Annotated in this window: 22 protein-coding genes; 8 read left to right on the top strand and 14 right to left on the bottom strand. The window is 37.3% G+C overall.

Annotation, left to right across the window (positions count from 1 at the left end; all coding sequences use genetic code 11):
• Nucleotides 1–57: 57 nt before the first annotated feature.
• The 4 genes from D8M06_RS07285 to D8M06_RS07270 form a co-directional block, all read right to left on the bottom strand.
• Nucleotides 58–1,497 (bottom strand): amidase, encoded by a 1,440-nt coding sequence (locus D8M06_RS07285; RefSeq protein WP_241558895.1) that lies wholly within the window; start codon nucleotides 1,495–1,497, stop codon nucleotides 58–60.
• A gap of 207 nt (nucleotides 1,498–1,704) precedes the next feature.
• On the bottom strand, nucleotides 1,705–2,616 hold the full coding sequence (locus tag D8M06_RS07280) for an AEC family transporter (RefSeq protein WP_121203745.1): 912 nt from the start codon (nucleotides 2,614–2,616) through the stop codon (nucleotides 1,705–1,707).
• A gap of 274 nt (nucleotides 2,617–2,890) precedes the next feature.
• Nucleotides 2,891–4,348, bottom strand: a complete 1,458-nt coding sequence (locus tag D8M06_RS07275; RefSeq protein WP_121203744.1) for a DHA2 family efflux MFS transporter permease subunit — start codon at nucleotides 4,346–4,348, stop codon at nucleotides 2,891–2,893.
• Nucleotides 4,349–4,397: 49 nt separating this feature from the next.
• Nucleotides 4,398–5,255, bottom strand: coding sequence for a TetR/AcrR family transcriptional regulator (locus D8M06_RS07270; RefSeq protein ID WP_121203743.1), 858 nt, complete (start codon nucleotides 5,253–5,255; stop codon nucleotides 4,398–4,400).
• Nucleotides 5,256–5,555: 300 nt separating this feature from the next.
• Here D8M06_RS07270 and D8M06_RS07265 point away from each other — a divergent pair, with 300 nt between their 5' ends.
• The 3 genes from D8M06_RS07265 (at nucleotide 5,556) to trpB (ending at nucleotide 9,311) form a co-directional block, all read left to right on the top strand.
• On the top strand, nucleotides 5,556–6,497 hold the full coding sequence (locus D8M06_RS07265) for a nucleoside hydrolase (RefSeq protein WP_121203742.1): 942 nt from the start codon (nucleotides 5,556–5,558) through the stop codon (nucleotides 6,495–6,497).
• A gap of 222 nt (nucleotides 6,498–6,719) precedes the next feature.
• On the top strand, nucleotides 6,720–7,862 hold the full coding sequence (locus D8M06_RS07260; protein ID WP_121203741.1) for a CAP domain-containing protein: 1,143 nt from the start codon (nucleotides 6,720–6,722) through the stop codon (nucleotides 7,860–7,862).
• A 279-nt stretch (nucleotides 7,863–8,141) separates the two neighbouring features.
• Nucleotides 8,142–9,311, top strand: a complete 1,170-nt coding sequence (trpB, locus tag D8M06_RS07255) for a tryptophan synthase subunit beta (RefSeq protein WP_121203740.1) — start codon at nucleotides 8,142–8,144, stop codon at nucleotides 9,309–9,311.
• An 84-nt stretch (nucleotides 9,312–9,395) separates the two neighbouring features.
• Here the strand turns inward: trpB and D8M06_RS07250 are convergent, their stop codons facing one another.
• The 5 genes from D8M06_RS07250 to D8M06_RS07230 all read right to left on the bottom strand — a co-directional run bounded on the left by D8M06_RS07250 (nucleotide 9,396) and on the right by D8M06_RS07230 (nucleotide 13,692).
• On the bottom strand, nucleotides 9,396–10,202 hold the full coding sequence (locus D8M06_RS07250) for a VLRF1 family aeRF1-type release factor (protein ID WP_121203739.1): 807 nt from the start codon (nucleotides 10,200–10,202) through the stop codon (nucleotides 9,396–9,398).
• A 148-nt stretch (nucleotides 10,203–10,350) separates the two neighbouring features.
• A complete protein-coding gene (locus D8M06_RS07245; RefSeq protein ID WP_241558894.1) occupies nucleotides 10,351–11,466 on the bottom strand; it encodes an Rpn family recombination-promoting nuclease/putative transposase in 1,116 nt (371 codons plus the stop codon).
• A 203-nt stretch (nucleotides 11,467–11,669) separates the two neighbouring features.
• On the bottom strand, nucleotides 11,670–12,002 hold the full coding sequence (locus D8M06_RS07240; RefSeq protein ID WP_194074620.1) for a hypothetical protein: 333 nt from the start codon (nucleotides 12,000–12,002) through the stop codon (nucleotides 11,670–11,672).
• Between the two features lie 118 nt (nucleotides 12,003–12,120).
• Nucleotides 12,121–12,462 carry a hypothetical protein gene (locus D8M06_RS07235; RefSeq protein ID WP_121203738.1) on the bottom strand — a complete coding sequence of 114 codons (342 nt, stop codon included), beginning with the start codon at nucleotides 12,460–12,462 and terminating at the stop codon, nucleotides 12,121–12,123.
• A gap of 114 nt (nucleotides 12,463–12,576) precedes the next feature.
• Complete coding sequence (locus D8M06_RS07230) at nucleotides 12,577–13,692, bottom strand: DUF4145 domain-containing protein (protein WP_121203737.1); 1,116 nt, start codon at nucleotides 13,690–13,692, stop codon at nucleotides 12,577–12,579.
• A gap of 213 nt (nucleotides 13,693–13,905) precedes the next feature.
• On the opposite strand from D8M06_RS07230, the gene D8M06_RS07225 reads away from it, so the two are divergent.
• Together D8M06_RS07225 and D8M06_RS07220 are read left to right on the top strand one after the other, a co-directional pair.
• Complete coding sequence (locus D8M06_RS07225; protein ID WP_121203736.1) at nucleotides 13,906–14,295, top strand: (deoxy)nucleoside triphosphate pyrophosphohydrolase; 390 nt, start codon at nucleotides 13,906–13,908, stop codon at nucleotides 14,293–14,295.
• 43 nt (nucleotides 14,296–14,338) lie between these two features.
• Nucleotides 14,339–17,497: a DEAD/DEAH box helicase gene (locus tag D8M06_RS07220; RefSeq protein ID WP_121203735.1), complete on the top strand. Its 3,159-nt coding sequence runs from the start codon at nucleotides 14,339–14,341 to the stop codon at nucleotides 17,495–17,497.
• Between the two features lie 164 nt (nucleotides 17,498–17,661).
• Here the strand turns inward: D8M06_RS07220 and D8M06_RS07215 are convergent, their stop codons facing one another.
• Nucleotides 17,662–18,162, bottom strand: a complete 501-nt coding sequence (locus D8M06_RS07215) for a hypothetical protein (RefSeq protein WP_121203734.1) — start codon at nucleotides 18,160–18,162, stop codon at nucleotides 17,662–17,664.
• Nucleotides 18,163–18,445: 283 nt separating this feature from the next.
• Between D8M06_RS07215 and D8M06_RS07210 the strand changes: the two genes are divergently transcribed.
• Nucleotides 18,446–18,706, top strand: a complete 261-nt coding sequence (locus tag D8M06_RS07210) for a YiaA/YiaB family inner membrane protein (protein WP_121203733.1) — start codon at nucleotides 18,446–18,448, stop codon at nucleotides 18,704–18,706.
• 71 nt (nucleotides 18,707–18,777) lie between these two features.
• On the opposite strand, the gene D8M06_RS07205 is transcribed toward D8M06_RS07210, so the two are convergent.
• Nucleotides 18,778–19,404: a DUF4352 domain-containing protein gene (locus D8M06_RS07205; RefSeq protein WP_121203732.1), complete on the bottom strand. Its 627-nt coding sequence runs from the start codon at nucleotides 19,402–19,404 to the stop codon at nucleotides 18,778–18,780.
• 34 nt (nucleotides 19,405–19,438) lie between these two features.
• Complete coding sequence (locus D8M06_RS07200) at nucleotides 19,439–20,020, bottom strand: vWA domain-containing protein (protein WP_121203731.1); 582 nt, start codon at nucleotides 20,018–20,020, stop codon at nucleotides 19,439–19,441.
• Nucleotides 20,021–20,120: 100 nt separating this feature from the next.
• Here D8M06_RS07200 and D8M06_RS07195 point away from each other — a divergent pair, with 100 nt between their 5' ends.
• On the top strand, nucleotides 20,121–20,609 hold the full coding sequence (locus tag D8M06_RS07195) for a hypothetical protein (RefSeq protein WP_121203730.1): 489 nt from the start codon (nucleotides 20,121–20,123) through the stop codon (nucleotides 20,607–20,609).
• A 54-nt stretch (nucleotides 20,610–20,663) separates the two neighbouring features.
• Here D8M06_RS07195 and D8M06_RS07190 read toward each other — a convergent pair whose 3' ends face one another.
• Nucleotides 20,664–21,131 carry a UPF0158 family protein gene (locus D8M06_RS07190; protein ID WP_121203798.1) on the bottom strand — a complete coding sequence of 156 codons (468 nt, stop codon included), beginning with the start codon at nucleotides 21,129–21,131 and terminating at the stop codon, nucleotides 20,664–20,666.
• A gap of 175 nt (nucleotides 21,132–21,306) precedes the next feature.
• Here D8M06_RS07190 and ltaE point away from each other — a divergent pair, with 175 nt between their 5' ends.
• Nucleotides 21,307–22,335: a low-specificity L-threonine aldolase gene (ltaE, locus tag D8M06_RS07185; RefSeq protein WP_121203729.1), complete on the top strand. Its 1,029-nt coding sequence runs from the start codon at nucleotides 21,307–21,309 to the stop codon at nucleotides 22,333–22,335.
• 69 nt (nucleotides 22,336–22,404) lie between these two features.
• On the opposite strand, the gene D8M06_RS07180 is transcribed toward ltaE, so the two are convergent.
• The gene (locus D8M06_RS07180; RefSeq protein WP_121203728.1) at nucleotides 22,405–23,697 is read right to left on the bottom strand and encodes a M20 family metallo-hydrolase; all 1,293 of its coding nucleotides are present in this window, start codon (nucleotides 23,695–23,697) and stop codon (nucleotides 22,405–22,407) included.
• Between the last annotated feature and the right edge of the window lie 230 nt (nucleotides 23,698–23,927).

Raw genomic sequence — 23,927 nt, 5'->3', positions numbered from 1 at the left:
AATTTAGAGACGGTTCCCGCTCGGTCTATAAGAGGATAAGCGGGAACCGTCTTTTTTCTATAGCATCGCTCGCTTGTATCCTCTACTTTCTTTTTCTAGTACTTTACCAATTTGAAAAATAGCATCCTCATTTCCGTTAGCGCTTATTATTTGTATCCCAACAGGCAGTCCTTGTTCATCTTCTGCAACTGGTATGGTTAATGCAGGAAGTCCCCACGTGTTGGCATACGCGACAAATGGCATATAATTTTGATAGGTTTTTCTAATGGAGAATATCTGACTATACACTTCCCCGTGCGGAAGTGCTGTTGTATGGTACACAGGTAAAATGAGGAGTTTCTTTTCTAAGTAGGATAGTACTTCCTCTTCCCCATCTTTAATAATCATCTTCAGTTCATTGGATTTCTTAGGGCTTGGCCGGAACAGTTTCGCACCATATGCAGCCCATGTATAGTAGTGATGCAAGTCTGAACGATGAAACATACGCTCCTTCACATACTCTTTAAAAAAATGATGAGGTCTGCCGTTAAATGCAATATCTGCCCCACCTTTTGCTCCGTCCATCGACATAATCAACTGCCACAACTCTGCCGCCTCATGATAGTGTGACGGCTCTTCATCCTTAACGGCAAAACTACTGCTAAGCACTCGTTTCACCTTTTCAAGCGAATGGAGAGTTGATTCCCTTGCAGGGTAGCGCAATTGTTCCATCGGGATAACTACTTCATAGCTGGAAATCTCTCTATCAACTGGCACATTTTTGGCAATAATTTGATTCACTAATTCTGCGTCCTGAACCGATTTGGCAATCGCACCAATTCCTAACATTCGTTCCTGAAGGGGCAGGTCTACCGATGGAAATGAACCGGTTTGCGACACTTGTTTGTTACCAGTTTTAAATCCAATCGTACCGTTAAAATGGCTTGGAAAACGAATGGAACCACCAATATCTGAGCCAATACCAATCGCAGCACCACCGGCGGCAATAAGCGATCCTTCTCCACCACTTGAACCTCCTGCTGTTCTGGTCGTGTCCCATGGATTATTCGTTCTTCCATATAATTTATTATCTGTTTCCTGGCAAAAGCAAAGAACGGGGGTATTGGTTTTCCCTAAAAAAATGGCCCCTTCCTTTTTTAAATCCGCAACCACTTGAGCATCCTTTCTGGAGATTAAATCCTTTCGATGGATCAATCCACCTGTTGTACTCATTCCTTTTATATCAAAGGAATCTTTGATCGTGATAGGTACACCAGCAAGTCTTCCTAGAGTTTCATTATTTTTTATTTTTTCATCCGTCATTTTGGCTTCTTTTAATGCTTCTTCAAATCTATCTTGTACCAGGCTATTTAGTAGTGGATTTATCTTTTTTATATGTTCGATATAGGTTGTTACTGCTTCGTAGGAAGAAATCTCCTGTTTGCGAATTTTCTCGGCCAAGGTCGTTGCATCCATATCTATAATTCCACTGATGCTTACAGGAATTGGATGTACCAAGCGATCACCTCATTGTTTTTAGAATAGTCTTTCAATTATATGATACACTATTAAAGGTATAAATTCTATCTCCTACTATTTCTAAACAACAAAACAGTTCTGGTGCATTATTTGCGAAAAAATAATGCACCAGAACTGTTTTTTAGTGATAATGAATAGAATTAGTGGACTACAGAAAGTCCGCCATGTTGTCTTCGCGCACTGCTATTAAACAATAAAATTAGCAACGAGCCAAATCAAAAGAAAACTAGTAAGAATGGTTATATTCGAGACAGTACCGACAAACCGTGTATCATACTTAAACTCGACCGCATAAGGAACAACCGACATGGACGTCGGCAGGATCAGTCCGATAAGCACGGTGAATTTAAACATATCATCAAATGGAAGCCAGAGGAATAACGCAATACCAACCACGATTCCAGTTACATATTTAACCGCCATGTATTTAAAAATCAATTGGAGGTACTTCTTATCAAACACGAAATTCAAATAGATTCCTAATAACAATAGAGACAACGGCATATTGGCAACGGAGATTGTCTCTGCTGTTTGAAGAATAACGTTTGGGAATTGAAGTCCCAATAAGTTGATAGACAGGACCACAATATATGTCATGAAAGGAACCGAATTAGACATTTTGCTAACGATGGTTCGAAAATTAATTTGAAAACCATCCCCAGAATAATAGCTTCCAATGAAATAAATTACGCCAAATACAATGAACGCATTCCCAACATCAAACATGCTAAAATACTGAACACCCTCTTTCCCCCATAATCCTTCAACTAGTGGAAAAGCAAAGAGTCCAATATTAAAACCGGGAACCATCATTGCGAGCATTCCCTTCGTATCCCGCTGCTGTTTCCTGAACATGACTATTCCGATGACCGCAGCGACCAAACCAAAAACAAAGGCAATAATAATTAACCAAAATAGCGAATAATCAATAACCATTCCATTAAACGTAACAATTAATAATGCAGGAAGTGTCAGATTAAAAATAATCCTCGCTAACCCTTCCCCATCCCTCTCCTTAATTAGCCCGGTACGTTTAAGCACATACCCTAATGCAATAATAATAATCGAATAAAGAAACTGTTCATTAAAACCAGACAAAAGACATACTCCTATTCTAATGATGACTTAATAATATTTTATCATAAATATAGCTTGATGGTGCCTGGCACTCCCCGAATTTTGTCGAACTTGGAAAAGGTTGCCGTTACTGGTGTTAGATTATCCGTGACATATCATCGGTGCCTATCATCGGTGCCTGGCACTTCCCGGTTTTTGTCGAATTATAAAAAGGTCCTCCAAAGAATTGTATTGGAGGACCTTTTTATCATTTCCGTTTGAATCATTTTACTAAAAGTAATCCATTATCTCTGCGTCAAGCTTTTGCTCGTTGATTCATCGGTCTGTTGCCCATTTTTGGTTCAGTTGGCCCCAAGGAATCTGGTCGTGAGTTTTTAATGAAAAAGGATAGTACAAGACCGATAAGGGCAAAGATTCCAGACATAATAAAAGCAACGTTCACACCATGGACCATGCCTTGTACTCCTTCAGAAGGAATCGTGCTATTCGACATGACCGTAACCATCAAGGCCGTTCCCATCGCCCCAGAAACTTGGCGCATGGTATTGTTCATCGCAGATCCATGCGAGATAACTTCAATTGGTAGCTGGTTCAGTCCAGCAGTTGTCACTGGCATCATTACCATCGCTATGCCCAGCATTCTAACTGCATTCAACGAGGCTATATATGCGAAAGTGGTATCTGGTGTAAGAACCGCAAACATGAATGTGGTAATAACTAGGATAGTAAGGCCGATAATAGATAGCCATCTAGCACCAAACTTGTCAAATAACCTGCCAGTAATGGGATTCATCAGTCCCATTGTAATCGCTCCTGGCAACAATGCTAATCCCGATTCCAATGCGGTGAATCCCAACATATCTTGCATCAGCAATGGCAGGATAACCATCGATCCTATCATAGAAATAAAAATCAGCATCCCAAGAATGGTAGACAAGGTGAAAATTTTATATTTAAAAATCCTAAATTCTAAGATAGGTTCCTCGAGTTTTAACTGTCGGAATATAAACCAAGTCAGAGTGATGGTCCCTACTACCATTGAAATGATCACTTGTGGATTGGACCACCCTTGTTCCCCACCAGCAATACTAAAGCCAAATAGTAATCCCCCGAACCCTAACGTAGATAATACAATCGACAGCATATCCAGTTTCGGGAAGGTTTGTTTCGTCACATTTTTAAGGACAAAGTAAGCAACCACTATATCTATTATGACAATCGGTAAAATAATGTAAAATAAGCTTCTCCATGGATAGTTTTCCACCATATAACCGGATAGAGTTGGACCAATCGCCGGTGCAAAGGCAATAATCAGCCCAAACATTCCCATTGCCGTCCCCCGTTTTTCTACAGGGAAAATAAGGAAAAGGATTGTTTGCATGAGCGGCATGATAATCCCTGCACCAGCCGCTTGCAAAATTCTCCCAAGCATTAAGAAAGTAAAGTTCAGAGAAAATGTACAAACTAGCGTACCAACTGCAAAAAGTCCCAATGCTGTAAGAAATAGTTTTCTCGTTGTAAATCGGCCAATCAGAAAAGCTGTTATAGGTATCATAATCCCATTTATCAACATAAAAATGGATTGCACCCATTGAGCAACGTTATATTCTAATTTCAAATCTGCCATAATATGCGGTAAAGCTGTAGCTAAAAGCGTTTGATTTAGAATCGCTACAAAGGCCCCGGATAATAACACAATCATAATTACCCATTTATTATAGGCCGGTTTTTGTTCCGCTGTATGCTCACTCATATAATTGATCAACCTTCTTTCAACATAGTAGATTGTGATAAATTTAAACCTACTTCTTCCTAGTAAATTGCGTATAAAGACGCTCGAGCATAAGCACTTCTTCCTCTATCATTTTTTCTTGTTTCAAATAGTTTATAAGTGCTTCGATTAAAAATGTCTTTGGCTCTTCTTTCAGCAATTCTTCTTCCAGCAACTGCAGCGTGTCTAACCTCTTGTCTTTTTCCACGTTTTCTTTTGTTATTTTTTCTTCTATGATTCTTAGACAATTGAGCAATCTTTCTTTAAGATTAGTAGATGGAATACTAGCATCTGAAAAAACTGGTTCCATTTGAGGCAGTGAATGAACGATCGCATCAAAACTGGAAACAATCAGTGTTGCCAATTTATTGACATCCATTTCTTTCTGTTTATTCTTAAGAATAATCGTGACAAGGTATTCTTTTGTAATTCCCTCTAGCATAATCACGATATCTGTTAAAAAAGGTTTAATATCCTCTCCATACGTATCCAGTAAAGTATCCTTATGTATTTCTAACATGGATAATCTTAATTGGCGCATAATACGAGATATTTCCTTGTTCTTATTCGGAGGGAAATCCTTAAACAACACATTAAAAAAGTCTCGATTATTGATCCACTGTTCCAATTCCATGCTTAATTTCTTAATAAATACTTCTTTTTTTGTTACCCCATCTAAATTGCTCATGGCATTTGCCTGCTTAATCATATTTTCATAGTGTTGTTTTAAAATCTCGATAAGCAAGTTTTCTTTTGATGCAAAGTATTTATAAAATGCCCCTTTTGAAATCCCAACAGCATCAGCAATCTCCTGTACCGATGTTTGATGAAATCCCTTCTCGGAGAATAATTGAATTGCTCTTCCCTTTAATTCCATTCTTTTACCCATTTATTCTCTCCCTCATACCAAACAGTCAACAATCATGACCAACAAGTCATAACATGAATACTAACTGGTAGAAAAGCTAATGTCAAGACACACACACCAGACAAATTAGGTGCCTGTCACTCCCCGAAATTTGTCGAACCTCAGACTCTTTGATAATAGTGGTATGAGGCATTCGTTTTTTTCTGGGAGGTGCCTGTCACTCCCCGTATTTTGTCGAACCGTCCCTCCTCTTCCTTGACCTGCTATCATCCGTTCTTTATCATAAAATTCAGTACCTACAAACTAAAGGAGAATCTCATAATGACAAAAAAAGTATACTTAAATCACGATGGTGGAGTGGATGATCTCGTTTCCTTATTTCTGCTTTTACAAATGAAAGATACTGAGTTAATCGGTGTAGGTGTCATTCCTGCTGATTGTTATTTAGAGCCTGCAGTATCAGCTAGCCGAAAAATTATAGATCGTTTTGGATTTGGAAATCAACTGGAAGTGGCTAGTTCCAACTCTCGTGGAAAAAATCCATTTCCTAAAGATTGGCGTATGCATGCTTTCTTTGTTGATGCCTTACCAATTTTAAATGAACACCTCCCAATCAAAACAAAAGAATCCCAATTACCTGCTCACCAACACCTGATTCAAACGATAAGGAATAGTGCGGAAAAGGTTACATTGGTCTTTATTGGTCCATTGACTGATTTGGCTCGTGCACTGGAAGAAGCACCGGATATAGAGGAAAACATCGAAAAATTAACCTGGATGGGTGGGACCTTCCTAGAAACAGGTAACGTAGAAGAACCCGAACATGATGGTACAGCAGAATGGAATGCTTTTTGGGACCCAGATGCTGTTAAAACGGTATGGGATAGTAGCATTCCTATCGATCTTGTAGCATTGGAAAGTACCAATATGGTGCCATTAACCATGGATGTTCGAAATAGATGGGCAGCAGAAAGAACGGATCTCGGAACAGATTTTCTCGGCCAATGCTATGCAATGGTACCTCCACTCGTACATTTTCAAACAAATTCCACCTACTTTCTCTGGGACGTACTAACAACCGCTACAATCGGAAATCAAGACTTAGTCATGAATAAAGAAGTGAAAAGCACGGTCCATACCCACGGACCAAGTCAAGGAAAGACCGAGCTTTCTGAAGACGGACGCCCTGTTCAACTCGTGTACGAAGTAAAACGAGATGCCTTTTTTGATTATATAACCGAGTTGTCTAGACAACGAAATTAGGTGCCTGTTACTTCCCGAAGTTTGTCGAACGCCAGACACCTTATGTAGAGCAAGTTCTTTAATAGGAAATTCTTGACTGGTGCCTGTCACCACCCGGAATTTGTTGGTCTTTGTCGAATTGTTTGGTGATTAGTTTGTGTTCCTGTTGATGCTTATCAGATTTGTTCATCTTGGGAATACTTGCTACAATGATGAGATAGATAATCGACAGGGTGTGAGATGATGCGAAAGATAAGGAATATGCTGGTTTTATTACTTATTGCTTTTGCACTTTGGCATTTTTACGGAGATACTTTTGAACAGACTGGTGTTCAGGGTGTTTTCCAAGAAATGCGAACAGATGTGAATGAAATAAAAGAAAATCCGCAAGTAATAGCGGCAGTAGATACATTAAAACAAGATTTTCAATTATTGATGGGTAAGTTAAGAGACTTTCAATCTGAAAGGTCTGAAAACGAAGATTCAAATGAGCCAGCAACGGAGAAACCACAACTAAAGGCTCCATCTGATCAATCTTTTTCCATTCATAATATCGAAATTGGTGATAACCGTTCTAATGTTGAAGAACAAGCAGGTGAACCGAAGCGATCAACTTTAAATGAATACGGAGTTGATTGGGTTTCTTATCATGAAAATTATCAAAACTTCTTTATGGCAGCATACGATGAGCATGATCAGGTTGTTGGGTTATACACTAATCAAGATTTGCTCTCGTCTACAGATGGTATTATTTTTGAAAATGATACCAGAGATACCGTTTTATCCACGTTTGATGAGCCTCTAAAAGCAATACGAAAAGGGTTTGTAAACTACCAGATTCAGGACACAGATGAATATAATATGTTTCTCATTGATAATAATTATGTGACGATCTTTTATGATAAGCACGAAAACAGTACAATTACAGCTGTACAAATCATTAGTGGGGAATTGGAAAAGCAAAAGGATAAATACTTTGCAGATCCAAAAGGAGATTTAAAAGAGGGGTTTGAATATCAGTTATTCGATCTTACAAATGCAGCAAGGGTCCATCACGGTCTCTCCGTCTTATCTTGGGAGGAAGGACTGCGAGAAACAGCTCGTGACCATAGTGCAGACATGGCAGACAATAATTACTTTGGCCACACCAATCTCGAAGGCCAATCCCCCTTTGACCGAATGGAAGAAGATGACATTGTCTTCCGAATGGCAGGAGAAAACCTTGCTGCTGGTCAGCCGAGCAGTATTTTTGCACACGAAGGACTAATGAATTCCCTCGGTCATCGGGAAAACATTTTAAAGAATGAATTTGATGGTCTTGCTGTTGGAGTAGCGTTTAATGAAGATGCACAACCATTTTATACAGAGAACTTTTTGAAAAAATAATGACTAGGTATGATTTCCATTGGGGCACTACACACAATAAATATTTTCAACAAAGGAACACCACTGACATTCTTGGTGTTCCTTTTAAATTACTTTCCGTAGCCCGTAGCTCATAAAAAACAACTTCGACAAAATCCGCCATATTCCGGGAAGTGACAGGCACCAACAGGTAGGCTCAAGATTTCCTTTACTAAATTCACAAAACTTATTAAATTTTTCTTTTTTTTCCTTTATAATATGTACATGTAAGTAATTACTAGTTTAGGAGCTGAGGTTAGTATGAGTAGCAGAGAGAGTGTAGCTGAGAAAGGGTATTTTGGAGAGTTTGGAGGGAGTTTTGTTCCGGATGATCTAAAGGGAATTTTAGATAACATCGGAGAACAGTTTCATAATTTTAAAGATGACCCTGCATTTTTGAAAGAATATCGTTATTACTTAAAAGAATATGTAGGTCGGGAAAATCCCCTCACTTTCGCAAAAAACCTTACTGATAAAATAGGCGGAGCGAAAATTTACTTGAAACGAGAAGATTTAAACCACACAGGAGCACACAAGATTAATAATGCCCTTGGACAAATTCTTCTTGCAAAACGAATCGGTGCGAAACGAATTATCGCGGAAACAGGCGCAGGTCAGCATGGGGTTGCTACTGCCACGGCAAGCGCGATGGTTGGCTTACCTTACACCATTTATATGGGTAAATTAGATACGGAAAGGCAAGCTTTGAATGTATTTCGTATGCAGTTACTAGGAGCAGAAGTGGTTGCTGTGGATAAAGGTCGAGGCCGCTTGAAAGAAGCTGTGGACGAAGCATTTGAAGACCTGGTCAAAAACCATGAGGATACGTTTTATTTAATTGGTTCCGCTGTTGGACCATACCCATATCCTGAAATGGTCAAACATTTTCAATCCGTTATCAGTGAAGAATCAAAAAGACAGATACTAGAGAAAGAAGGAAAATTACCAACAGCTATCGTTGCCTGTGCAGGCGGTGGAAGCAATGCTATCGGAGCTTTTGCCAATTACCTAGAGGATGAAGAAGTTCGATTAATTGGGGTTGAACCTGCTGAAGCACCGTCCATTTCGGAAGGTGTTCCTGCGGTTTTCCACGGCTATAAATCACTTACATTGTTTGATGAAAACGGCGAACCAAAACCTACGAATTCTATTGCTGCAGGTCTGGATTACCAAGGAGTTGGTCCAGAGCACAGCTACCTTCATTCTACTGGCAGAGGTGAATATGTGACAGCAACTGGAGAAGAAGCATTGGAAGCATTCCAAGAACTATCCAAAGTGGAAGGTATTATTCCAGCATTAGAAAGCTCCCATGCTGTTGCACATGCAGTAAAACTTGCTAAAGAGCTACACAAAGATGACATTATTATCGTGAACCTTTCTGGCCGAGGCGATAAGGATGTTAATCAGGTATATGATATGATAGCTAAATAAGGAAATTAAGTTAGAGCAGGGATGTAAACTCACCCTGCTCTCTTTTTCAAACCCCACATTTATGAAATCATTAAACCCACAATATCACGCCATCACCGTATCTATCACTTGCTTTTCTTCATGATCCAGCATGTTTTTATTGATTATATCAGTGATAACTTTATTCATATGACTCTTGAGGTCTTCAGCCTCCTGCTTATCGCCAACAAGATAAATACTCTCCCATTGCTTGTCCTTCGCCAGTTTATCCAGTTTAGGCGCTACACGCTTATACCAGCGATAACGATTCGCTTCAAACCTTTCCTGAAACTCATCTTGTTTCGTACTTCTTCCCCCCGAACCCATTGATAACTGGTTATGACTTGGGCCCGTATGTTCCTTCCAGTCTTCCGTATCAAGATCCAGTTCAAATACATTCGTATCTTTTAATGTTCCAAGTTCTGCATCCATCACTTTAATAGATTCTTTTTGTGTCAGAATAATACCTGTTTTAGGAAACTGGTGATACATCTTTTTCAATTGGTCTATCTTTGCTGTTTCTTCCCAGGAAAACTCAGTTACTACAGGCATTTGAAATCGCTCAGCAAACCATACTTTCTGATCTGCAGTGGCAAAAATTACAATACTCTTCGATAGATTAAGTTCATGTTCACGTATATAATTTTCTACCATCTCTCTAACCATTTTAAAATTACGTTTTTCTTCTCTATTTCCATCTTCCTTCAAGTAATTTTCAAAACTATTTAATCCATTTTTTAAGTGAATTTTCCACTCTCTACCTTGTTGGTCTGGATCAGATGGATCGGTATTCAAATACATACTAAACACACGATGAGGCTTTTCCACGTACACACTCGCTAACTTTTTCATTTCTTTCTTGATATTTCTCATACAAAAACTACTCCCTTCGTAGAAACTATTAGCTTTCTACTTATTCACTATCCGTTAAAAACGATAGTTAAACTTCCTACGAGGGAATCAAGTTTACTATATGTTGAGTAAACGATGATATCAGCAGGGATGATAGTGTTGAAACTTTTTACAATTCACTCTGAATCTCCAAAACCCTCTCTTTCGTCAGACCTGTGACCTCTATAACAAATTCAACATTCATTCCATTGGTTAATAACTTTCGGGCGATTTCCTCTTTTGCTTCCTTTTCCCCTTCTTTCATGCCTTGTTTCATGCCTTGTTTCATGCCTTCTTTCATGCCTTCTTTCATGCCCTTTTCTTTACCTTCCTTTTCCGCTTCCTGTGCACGGAGTTCGGCTTCACGCTTTGCAGCTTCTTCATCCATCACACGTTTCAAACGAGATTCATATGCTAAATATTGTTCTTGCGTCATACTTAGTTCTTCCCAATTTTGAAAAGCATCTTTCAAGGATTTATCCTTCATGGAAATCTCCTCCAATTCCTTATAAATATCATGATAGATTTTCCGGTTTCTATGATCAACCATCCCAAGCATTAATAACCACCTGGCTAGTACGTTATTCCATGGATCTAATCGATCTTCTTTCCAATCCTTTATTAGCTTTTCCATTTCTATGAAGTGAAATTCCATTACATTTGTTAGGCGGAAATTTTCTTCATCTTCATACAAATGGTATGTCGTGTGAAATTTTTTCGTTTCCTGAAACAGGTTAAAGTTTAGAATGTTTATCGCGATAACTGGCCTTAATTCTTTATATGACATGGACTTTTGTAGTGGCTGTCGATATACTCCAGACCAATAATAAATAGATCGTTTAACCATGTCATACTGATTAGTAAACTGAATCTCCACATTAATCCATTCATCTGCATTCGTAACAACTAACAAATCTAACCTAGATTGTTTATCATCCGCATATTCCCCTCCAGATTCTACATTTTGAAAGGAAATATCTTTTATCCTGTCTCTTCCTGTTCTTTGTAAAATAGCATTTAAAAACACAACGGTTATTTCTTTATTCTTTTCATTTCCAAACAATTGCTTAAAAGCATAATCCACTTTTAAATCCATCAAACGTTCCAGTGGAATTCGCTTCAGCAGCTTTGTTCTCCTATTATTATCTTGCTCCATGTTTTGATCCGAATAATCTGTGGGTTCTTCTCTTGTGATGAAAAATGAAGTTGTATTTGAGGTATAATTCTGTAGTTGGCTTAATAGCATGTTTACACACATCCCTTTAGAATATGAGGACTTACGGAGATGAGTTTCTACTGTTTTCAGTATATCAGAAACAAAACAAACGAACAAGCGTTCCTGAAAGTGTGTAACAATTTTTTCAGTTATTCAACGATTTTCATCTTCTAGCCTTATTTTCCTCCCTCACTCATACATTCGAAAACAATCCAAGTAAGGTGGGATTATTTTTAAAATTTTTGCTGGCCCTCCTCCTCTTCTTCTTCTTCTTCTTCTTCTTCTTCTTTTAAGTAATTATATATAATATACAAACACAGGTAAAAAAGAATTGGTCCTGGAATTAGTCCTGGGACTGGTCCTAGAATTAGTCCCGGAACTGGTCCTAGAATTAGTCCCGGAACTGGTCCTAGAATTAGTCCCGGAACTGGTCCTGGAATTAGTCCCGGAACTGGTCCTGGAATTAGTCCCGGAACCGGTCCTGGAATTAGTCCCGGAACTGGTCCTGGAATTAGTCCCGGAACTGGTCCTGGAATTAGTCCCGGAACTGGTCCTGGAATTGGCACGGATCCCCTTGCCTGCTTATGTTTTGGAGATGATACAGATTTAGCATTAATGATACCTATCCCATTTATATAAAAAGAAAAATAGAGATACTTTTCATCCCTTTTTACACTTCCTATTTTAATAATTCAACTGACGTAAATACAATAGAATTTCTTTATCATTTACTTGTTTAAGATTGTATTTGCGGATCCTGCTGTCAATTTTCTTCTGTTGTTTCGTTCCTTTGCTGAAAAAATTAATAATATGAAAGAATAGTTCTCCCAAAATCCCTGCCCACCCACGAGATCCTAGTTGAAATGCCATTTCTTCTGTTTCTGTAACTGGCAGTTGCGTGTTTTCCTCGAATTCTTTTTTGAAATTTTCATGAATGATAATATAATCTTCTTTAGTTATTAACGCACAAAGCAGTTCTTCAGCGTTGTGGGCTATATAATAATGATCCCTCTGGTTATAATCCAACAACTACACCTCCATTAAATTACTTTACTTAAATCAATATTAGCATAATTACTCCGACCTAATGAATCTTTTTTACATATGTTCCAGATACAAAGAAAGGGAAGTGGTAACTTATTATACTTCCCCTTGCATCCTCTTCAATTGATCAAACAACTTCTCAACAGTTCCAACACCGACGTTTTCATATTTTGCGATAATTACCAATTCTTTCGGTAATTGTCCGACTGTTTCTATTTGGTCTGCTTTCAATTGCCGTATCAGACTAGGAATTCCTGAAAATATCTCTGATGTTATCACGACGTTGGAAAGTTCTTCGGTTACAATAATATAATTCGATTTATAGAATAAAAATAACTCACCTGGTCGATCGAGAACTATTTTTCTACGTGCCTTTTCTTCCTCGATAAACACTCTTAGTTCGTTAAACAGGTTTTCATCATTCTTTTCGTTATATCGCTTAACATGTTTATGCAAGTTTTCCAGGTTATTAGGCAATTCACTCATAATCCGTGCTTGTTGATTAGCTCCAAGTCGGATTAAGAAAGTTTCTGATTTACCAAATCGCTGTGGTAACAAGAAAGCATCTCTAAGAAAATGTGGAACATCCAATGTATCGCCTTTATATGTTAACTTCCGGATGGATGTAAATCCCGGTTGCACGGGTTCTTCAGTCAGAGATTCTGCTGCTTCTGTCGTTGCTGCTGTTTCTGCTTCTACTGGCTGACCTTTTATCGAGGTAATAAGCAATTCCTCTAGTAATCTCAATCGTTCCTGTACCTCCGTAATATCATAGGACACAGACTCCTGATGTCTAGGGTCTTGATACTCCGGCACCTTTAACTCCACTGGTCCGTAAACTTCTACATACCATTTCACAATTTTGTAGACAGCTTCCCAAGATAATAATGCTTCCGAATACCGGAAAACTCTAGTATCATGTGCAGCTTGATTTCCTAACTGACGGACAAAATGAAGGGAATCCAGAATCTCTGAATCCAGCAATTCATTCTTATCCAATAAATCAATTTGCATTTTTAATTTCGCACGGTCATCAATTGATAGTTTTTCCAGAAAAATCACGTGCTGTAAGATGTTCTCTATAAAAACACGCGCATGCGTGAGCATAGTACGTGGACTCGTGTAAATACTAAACTCTAATTCTCTGGCTAATAGAGCTAGTTCTTTTGATATGGGTTTTAGAAATTGGTAGAAATAGGGTTGTGATTGCATGTTGGATTCTCCTAAAAATTATGTAGGGGTTTATTTTATCATAATTAAGCATGCTGCCCTGTTAAAATGTTTATAGAAATAATTTCCTTTTACTAACATCATAATAAAATAGCCCTTTTGATTATCTATTTTTTCAGAATAGGTTATGTATGCTTATAGATTAAGCTATAATAATAGATAAATTAAACAAATCTTAATAATTTGGAGGAGACAATGAAAAAAGACATTAATGTAGTGGGAGCAGTAATTATTGAGAAAAATAAAATATTATGTGCACAACGCGGGCCTGATAAAACATTGCCATATAAGTGGGAATTTCCAGGTGGAAAAATTGAACAAGGGGAGGATCCACAAGAAGCACTAACACGAGAAATAGAAGAAGAAATGAAATGTAAGGTAGAAGTTGGAGAAAGAGTCGAACATACAGTACATGAGTATGAATTTGGTATGGTTCATTTATCCACTTATTATTGTAAACTTATAGCGGGAAAACCAGAGTTAACTGAACATATTCAAATAAAATGGCTAGAACGTGAGGAAATTTTATCGCTAGATTGGGCTCCTGCCGACATTCCGACAATTACAAAACTAATAGGGACTTGAAATAGTATAAGAGTCATGCAAACCTAACAAGGCGGTGACATTAATGAAAAAAGGGATTTATGAAGAGATTATCAACAAGAAAATGAAGAAAGAGCTAGAGTTAATAGATGCTAATGAGTTTCAGTTGGAAAAGGAATCATTAGATGTTGAAGAGGCCCGAAAATATCTATCCTCTTATATTTCGAACGTAACAAGAAAAGCTCTCCAATATGTAAGAGACAAAGAATCTGATGACAAAGAAGCATTGATTAAACAGATTGAAGCTTGCAATGAATTAATAACCACTTTAAGCTACCAGCTTGATGAAGATGAATTTAAGCGATTACAGATTGATGAAAAAGGAGAAGTCCTCCATTCTATTTATTCGAAAATTAATTCAGTTAGGGGAATTAGAAAACAAAAGCCGATTCGCCCTGTGACTTCCATATCAGAAAGCACTTTGTTTACTGGCTCAAGATACGAACCTGATATGCTTAGTGAACTTAAAAAGGAAATATTGTCCTCAGATAAGCTTGATTTCCTAGTTTCTTTTGTAAAATGGAGTGGTATTCGCTGTATTATTGATGAATTAAAAAGTTTTACTGAAAACGGTGGAAAATTAAGGGTAATAACTACATCCTATATGGAAGCAACAGATTACAAAGCTGTTATTGAACTTAGCAAATTGAAAAATACAGAAATAAAAATATCATATGATGTTGATCGTACTCGTCTTCATGCAAAAGCATATATGTTTAAAAGAGAAACTGGATTTACAACAGCATACATAGGATCATCTAATCTATCAAATCCAGCTTTAACTTCTGGATTAGAATGGAATATGAAAGTAACGGAAAAAGATTCCTTCGATATCATAAAAAAATTTGAAGCAACCTTTGAGAGTTACTGGAATGATGGAGAGTTTAAAGAATTTAATGGAGAAGAGGAATCAAGTAAAAGCCAATTAAAACTAGCATTAAGCAAGAAAAAACAATTGGAAGAAAACGACGTACAGTTTACTTTAGACATACAGCCGTATTATTATCAGAAGGAAATGTTAGAGAATTTACAGGTAGAGAGAGAAGTCTTTGGAAGAACAAAGAATCTTCTTGTTGCTGCAACCGGCGTTGGAAAAACTGTAATCTCAGCTTTTGATTATAAGACGTTTATGAAAAAAAGTAGAGATAGCGCTAAACTACTTTTTGTTGCACACCGAGAGGAAATATTAAAGCAAAGCAGAGATACGTTTAGGGCCATACTAAAAGATTTTAATTTTGGTGACCTGTTGGTCGGAGGAAATACTCCAGCAACACTTGATCACTTATTTGTTAGTATCCAATCCTTTAATAGTATGAAGTTACATGAGAAATTCACTAAGGATTATTATGATTTTATTATTGTAGACGAATTTCATCATGCTGCAGCAAAATCATATCAAACGTTATTAAGTCATTTTGAACCGAAAATCCTATTAGGCTTAACTGCAACTCCTGAAAGGATGGATGGACAGGATATAACAAGGTATTTTGATGGAAAAATTGCTTCAGAAATGAGGTTAACCGAAGCAATTGACCGAAAATTATTAAGTCCATTCCAGTATTTTGGTGTAAGCGATACAGTTGATTTATCTACACTTAAATGGAGCAGAAAAGGATATGATTTAAAGGAATTAGAAAATGTATATACGAATAACAAGATACGCAGTAACCAAATTATAAACAGTTTATATAAATATGTAACCGACATAGATGAAATCAAAGGACTTGGTTTCTGCGCAGGCGTTGAACATGCAAACTATATGGCTAAAGTTTTCAACGAGAATAATATTCCTTCTGTAGCATTACATGGAAGTTCAGAAAAAGAAATACGAAAAAATTCGCAACATCAATTAACAACAGGAGAACTAAAATTTATATTTGTAGCTGATCTTTACAATGAGGGTGTTGATATTCCAGATGTAAATACTATCTTATTCCTGCGTCCTACAGAAAGTTTAACCGTATTTCTCCAACAATTAGGGAGAGGATTGAGACTAGCGGAAGGAAAAGAGTGTCTAACCGTTTTAGACTTTATTGGTCAAGCACATAAAAATTATAATTTTGAGGAGAAATTTCGCACACTTATAGGAAAGACCAAGCACTCCATACAATATTATGTAGATAATGGTTTCTCAAACTTGCCGAGAGGTAGTTTTATCTTATTAGAGACGCAAGCAAAAGAATATGTTCTTAGAAATATTAAAGCGTCAACCAATACAAAACAAAATTTGATAAACAAGATGAGAACTTTTAATCAAGATACCGGATTGGAACTTAAATTATCTACATTTTTAAGACATTATAATTTATCATTATATGATTTTTATGGGAAGAATGGTAATCGTTCCTTTCAACGCATGTTGGTTGAAGCTGGTTTAGCAGAAAACTTCTTTTACGTAAGTGAAGAGAAAATAGTTAAAAGGTTGCACAAACTTTTCCCATTGAATTTAAGGAAACTTCTGGATTTCTTTATTAAATATGTTCGATCAAATGGACAAATTTATTCGAGTAATGAAGAAGAAAAATTAATGGTGAACATGCTGTATTATACTTTCTATCAAAAAGAGCCAGTAAAAGAAGGATTTTCTACAATTAAAACCGGTTTGGAGAAGATTTTGGAAAACGACCAAATACGAATGGAAATCCTCCAAATATTAGAGTTTAATTATCAATCAATTAAAACATTGGAAATAGATAATGATTTTGACTTTGTCACACCATTAACCGTTCACTCTACCTATTCTAAAGAACAAATTATGGCTGCACTAGGATACTTTAATGAAGAGAAATGCCCTGCATTTAGAGAGGGAGTTAAACATTTTAAGGATAAAAAATTAGATATATTCTTCACTACGCTTAACAAGTCGGAGAAAGATTTCTCACCTTCAACATTATACGAAGATTATGCAATAAATGAAAAACTATTTCATTGGCAGACACAGAGTACTTTACGGGAGACGAGTAAAACGGCACAAAGATATATCAATCATAAGTCACTAGATCATAAGATAGCCATGTGTGTTAGAGAATATAAAAAGGAAAATGGATATACAGCATCATTTACTTTTTTAGGGACTTGTGACTATGTAAGTCATTCTGGTGAAAGGCCTATTAGTTTTATATGGAGGTTAAAAGAGGAACTGCCACCAGAGTTGTTGCCTAAGGCTAATAAGAGTATTGTTTAAATAATAAATTAGAATACCCAAATAATAGGATTACTTTATGAAAAGGCCAACTTTCTCAGATTAAGGAAGTTGGCCGTTATGCTAGAAATAAGGGGTAAGTCCTGTTGCAGTGAAGTTATAAAGATATTAAAAAAGCCACCCAACCGGATAGCTTTCCAAAATCCCTACTCCTCAATCGGAGCCTCTTCAACAATCTCTGTTGAATAAATCTTCCATTCACCGTCTTCTTTGTTCATGTTATATTGTACTGTTGCAATGTTATCAACAAATTCTTGTCCTTCTGTTACATCTGTAGCTACTGTTTTTAGATTAAAATCTAAAACCATGGTTGCCGTACTTTCAATGACAACATCGGTAGTAATAATTTCATATTCAAGATCAAAGTTAGCAAAAGTCTCTTCCATTACTGTACGTTTATCATCTTGAACATCGGTAACAAACGTATTCAAATATCCGTCCAAATCCTCTTCTTGTGCATATTTCAAGCTATCTTCTACTACTGCAATTGCGACTTCCGCTTCGTTCGCCTCTTCTGTTTCTGTACTTGCATTTGTTTCTTCCCCTGTATTTTCTGAGTCCGTAGCTTCTTCCTCTACACTAGTTCCACAAGCAGTTGTGAAAATCAATAGCGCTCCCATAAGCAATATCAATAAACCTTTCTTCATTATTCATCCCAACCTTTCTTCTATGTAAGTATGTAATATATATAAAACCTCACAGCAGAACCTACTATAATACAAAACTACAATCATTGAAAGCATAGTTAGGGTGATTAATAGATGTTGTTAAATTGTGAAATGTGGGTATTATTTTATTCTTTTGATTACAATACAATATTTATTTATCTACATCTAACTATATCCAACCTTCGAATGACACAAAATCGGTTCTTTTTAGTCAATTAGCTAAGTATATTTATCAGAGAAAAGAAACAAGGAGGTTATAAGGATGAACAGGTACAGGCGAAGAAACACTTCTGCATTTACCTTTTTAGCCTATTTCACCTTAGCAGCAGGTGTCGGCTTATTTTTAATTGGTCTTTACAATGCAGATATGGAATTACACGAAAAAGGATATTACGTGGCTGTCATGTTATTAGTCGCAGTAGGTGCAATTCTCACCCAGAAAGTGACAAGGGATAACGCAGAGGATGATGATATTATTGCAGAGATGAAGAAAAAAGAATCTAAAATAAGTGAATCAGATTAATCTAAAAAAGATAAGGACGACAGCTTGTAATGCTAATCGTCCTTCCTTAGCTTCTTTTAAACTATCAAACTCTATTCACCCAAAGCTATCTCAATAGACTCTGTCCCCCAAAACCCCGTTTGAGCCTTTAAGACCGCATTAGTAAGATCAACATCTCCTCCAACTTCAAACACAACTTTCCCAGTTTTTGAGAGTCCAGGATTTATTTGTTCCAGGAAGAAGTCATCCAATTCTTCCCCCATTGCCATCATCACTTCTCTATCTGTATTCGGATCATATTCTACACCATCTCCAGTGATGATTTTGAAATAGCTGGAATCAATAGTGATGGATTCATTCTTATCGTTTTGAACCGTTACATCTAAGACAGCAAATTTCCCATCGGTTGTTGCATTTTCAATGAACTCATTTCCACTGTCTATTTCATTGGTTTCCTCTACATCGTTTACCGTGAACGTGACATCTCCAATTGTTGTTGCTTCCCCCATTTTAGCAGTTGTGACTTCTCCTGATGCCTCATCTTTATCGTCTTTGGTTTCTTCAGCTTCTTCCTTACTCTCTAATCCTGTTTCTTCACTATCGCTTGTAGTTTCTGTATCTGCATTGCCACCGCTAGCTATAGCAAAAACAATAATAATTGCTACAATCCATACCCAAACCTTCTTATAAAATGGTTTTTTCACTTTTTCTTTACTCAATTTAAATCTCTCCTCTAAATTATTAGATGTGTCCCTAATCTCTTCGAAGGGTGATGGCTTCATTCACCAAGTCATACATTTTTTCCACGCCTTTTGTTGATGCTTCAAAACTATAAGCACTATCCGTATCTATTCCTATACAGTTTGCCTCTTGAGCAGCATCTATGTTTGCTCCCATAAAGATAAATTCCCAATTATATTTATCCTGCTGGTGGTTGATGAGATTTTTCACCTTTTCATACGTAAACTCATGGCTTGCATTTTCCATCCCATCAGTTGTGATAACGAAGATGACCTTGTCTGTTTTTTGACTTCCCGTGGTTTTGGACAATCTGTATCCAACATCCAAAATCGTTTTCCCAACAGCATCCAATAAGGCAGTTGTACCTCTAACATAGTATTCTTTTTCCGTAAGTACAGCAGAACTGGCATCTACACCATTCCATAACACCTCATACTGATCATCAAAAAGGATAGTGGTGAGTAGCGTATCACCAAACCTTTCCGATTGACTCTTTATCATAGAATTAAATCCATCAATCGTGTCCTCTTCCAGTCCTGACATGGAACCACTACGGTCAAGTAAAAAAATGATTTCAGTCACCTCGCTGTTCATGTGAATCAACCTCCTATACCCTTCGTTATGCTATAATCTTAATGTAATAGTTTCACGATTTGGTCGCCTGTTAAGCGACATTTTCTTGGAGGTATGATGCATGCTTGATCAAAAAATTTTTAAAGAAATAGAAGATTATATACAGCTTCATCAACATCAGGAGGAAGTCCTATATTCGCTTCATGAGGCATTCGACGCAGATTACTTAACGAAAGAGGTAGAATTAGAGGATTACATAGAAAGCAAAAGAGAACCAACTTTTCAGCAAGTATTATTTCGTTATATTGATAAGTCCGGCCTACGTGATCCAGATGTTTATAAGCGAGCTGGAATCGACCGTAGGCATTTTTCGAAAATCCGTAGCAATAAAGGTTACCTTCCCAAGAAAAACACACTCATTGCTCTTGCATTTGCTTTAGAACTGGATAGAGAGGATGCCGATAAGCTACTGCATGCTGCTGGTTTTTCGCTTACAAATAACGATACGAGAGATTTAGTCATCCAGTATTGCTTAGAAAATAAAATAACGAATATCCTCGATGTTAACGAGGCACTGGATTATTTTAGTTTGGAGCCTTTGATAGGATAAATACTTAAATAGTCCATTATAAAAGAGCTACCCATTTTGGATAGCTCTTCCGTCTTATTCTACATAATTTAGTCCTAAGCCCTTGCAATATGCAATCGCAATTTGTTTATACCTTTCATCACGGTAATCATACCAGTCTTCAATTAACTCAAGTTTAATAGCCGTATTCTTAAACCTTCTAAATGCACCTCTACCATTAATTGCACGGAGCAATCGGTCTCTCTTACCATTGCTTTTTACTTCATAGCAAAAGTCTTCCATTATTTCATATTCATTGATTTCAAAAGAAGTAGGCAGTTCTCTATAATTTTCAACATACTTAGCGACATCGTAGGCTATTTCCATTTGTTCTTGCATCCAGTCATTCATATGGTCAAAGGGCTCCCCATCTTCAGCTTGTGTCAGAAAATAACGGTCAATAAATATAACTTTACCCGTTTTTATGTTAAGTAATCTTAAACTTTCATCAGATTGAAATTCCATTCCCTCTATAATATCATCTAGTTTAACCTTAACACCCATCATTAATCAACTCCCTCTAAGAATATCCCACTTAACTATATAGTAGTCTTTTTAGCACAATTCTTGAATTTATTTTTTATATTCATCAAAATAGAACTTCATTTTATATTGTATTCAACTAGAAATAGGTTTACATTTATTCTATAATACTTTTTCATCAAACGAAGGATTAATTATGATAGATTTGCGAAGTGATACTGTCACCAAACCAACGGATAACATGAGAAAAATGGCTTATAGTGCAGAAGTCGGCGATGATGTTTATGGAGAGGACCCGACAGTTAACTTGTTAGAAGATACCGCTGCAGAGATGCTAGGAAAAGAAAAAGCATTATTTGTTACAAGCGGAACACAAGGGAATCAAATTGCTGCATTGACACATTGTAAACCAGGAGAGGAGGTCATCCTGGAAGCGAATTCACATATATACCTATTTGAGGGTGCAGCAATTTCAGCTTTATCAGGCGTTCAGCCCCGTCCACTTCAAGGAACTCGAGGCGCAATGAATACGGAAGACGTTCGGAACGCCATTCGTGCTGACGATATCCACTTTCCTGAAACGTCCTTAATTTGTTTGGAAAACACGCATAACCTAGCTGGTGGTGCCATTTTGCCTTTGGAAAATATGCAGGAAATCTACCAAATTGCTCAAGAAAATCAAGTAGCAGTCCATTTAGATGGGGCTAGACTATTCAATGCATCCGCAGCTTCAGGTATTTCCATAAAAGAATACGCCAAAAATGTAGATACCGTTCAATTCTGCTTATCCAAAGGGTTAGGTGCCCCAGTCGGTTCTATCATCGCTGGAACCGAAGAATTCATCGCAAAAGCAAGAAAATGGAGAAAACGTTTAGGTGGAGGAATGAGACAAGCAGGAATAATCGCTGCCCCTGGCCTTGTCGCATTAAAGGAAAACGCGGATCGCTTAGTAGAGGACCATAAGAACGCTCAAACTCTGGCTGAAGGAATAGCTAACATATCTGGGCTTAAACTTGAAAATACCGTTGAAACCAATATCGTATTAGCAAATGTGCAAGAAACTGGATATACTTCAGATGAGTTTCTTGATGCATTACAGAAACAAGGCGTACTTGCAAGCAGGTTTGGTACTCATACCATTCGTTTTGTTACTCATTTGGATATTACGAAAGAAGCTATCGAGCAAGCGGTAGCTGTAATGACCAGGGTTGCTCGAGTTCAATAAAGTTAAAAAAGGAAACTTCTACCTAGTAAAGGTGCCTCACTTCCATGTATGAAGTGAGGCCGTTTCGTTTTAATCTGCCTTCTCTATCATCTCTTTTTCCACAAACTTCTTCAACACATGTACAGACAAGACACAATCATCCAATGACGTCCATTCTTTTGGGTTATGACTAATCCCATCTCTGCTTCTGGCAAATAGCATTGCTACCGGTATCTCCTCGCCGACAATCATCGAATCATGGCCTGCTCCACTAGGGATATAAATTGGTTCGATATTCATTTCATCCATAACATTTGCTAACTTCTCCTGCAAATTCTTTTCAATTGGGAGCGGGCGGATTTTAGTGTTGAGATTCCATGTTACCTCTATACCTCTTTTATCTGCCACTTCTTCAGCCTTTTGATAAATTAATTCTATTAATCTGTCTCTTGTTTCTTCACGGATATCTCGTATATCTACCATAAGATTGACTTCTTGTGCGATAACATTTACGCCATTTGGCAAAACTTTTAATTTTCCTACGGTAGCAACTGCCATCTCACTTACTTTTCTTGGCAAAGCCTCGATTTCACTGACAAAAATCCCGGCAGCAATGACTGGATCTTTTCGATTCTCCATTGACGTATTCCCAGCATGCCCTGCCTGCCCTTCAAAGGTAACTTCTAACCAAGCTGGTCCTGCGATACCACTCACAATTCCTACTGGCTGATTGTGTTTTTCCAACACCTTTCCTTGTTCAATATGCACTTCCACAAACAATTGGATATCCTTTTCTTTACTGGATGGATTCAAAAACTTTTCTCGACTGCTATCATAGATTTTAATCACTTCATCAAACGTATTGCCTTCTTGGTCGATTAGATTATCTAAATCCTCACTCTTCATTTTTCCCATAAAAGATTCACTACCAGTCATTCCAGCATTAAACCTGGATCCTTCTTCATCTGAAAAAATCACTACTTCAAAAGGAAACGGTGGTGTGTAACCTGTTTGTCTCCAAGCTTCCACTACTTCAAGTGCAGCTAGAACTCCTAATGGACCATCAAAATTGCCGCCTTTTGGTACACTATCCAAATGAGAGCCTGACAGGATGGCAGGACCTTTATTTTCACCTTCTAATCTACCAAAAACATTTCCAGCACCGTCCATCGATACTTCTAATCCCACTTCTTTCATCCAGCCAGCAACTAATTCCTTTGCTCTTTTTTCTTCGCGTGAATAGCCAATGCGGGTTACGCCATTATTTTCTTCCGCCCCAATTCTGGATATTTCATCGAGTCTCTTTGCTATCCTTTCTCCACTTACACCAGAATGATTTAAATCGATATTATAGCCGGTTAGTAATTCCTCATAGAATGTCATTTGTTCTATCCCCCTATTTTAATGTCTATCTTACTAGTATTTTTTTGATTTAACTATCTTTTCTTATGACCATATCGAAAAAGGCACTATTTCATTATGCGTGCAGCCACCATGTCCTATAACTTCCGAAATAAAGTACATCTAAACCTATACCGGAACGAATGGCATTCCTTTTCAGTCTGTCCAAGAGATGTTATTATTTGAGAAACTATATTTTATAAGGAGCTATT

It is taken from the genome of Oceanobacillus halophilus, from assembly GCF_003628505.1.
Taxonomy (GTDB): Bacteria; Bacillota; Bacilli; order Bacillales; family Amphibacillaceae; genus Oceanobacillus; species Oceanobacillus halophilus.
Note: the sequence above shows the minus strand (reverse complement) of the source record. Positions and strands in the feature narration are given on the sequence as shown.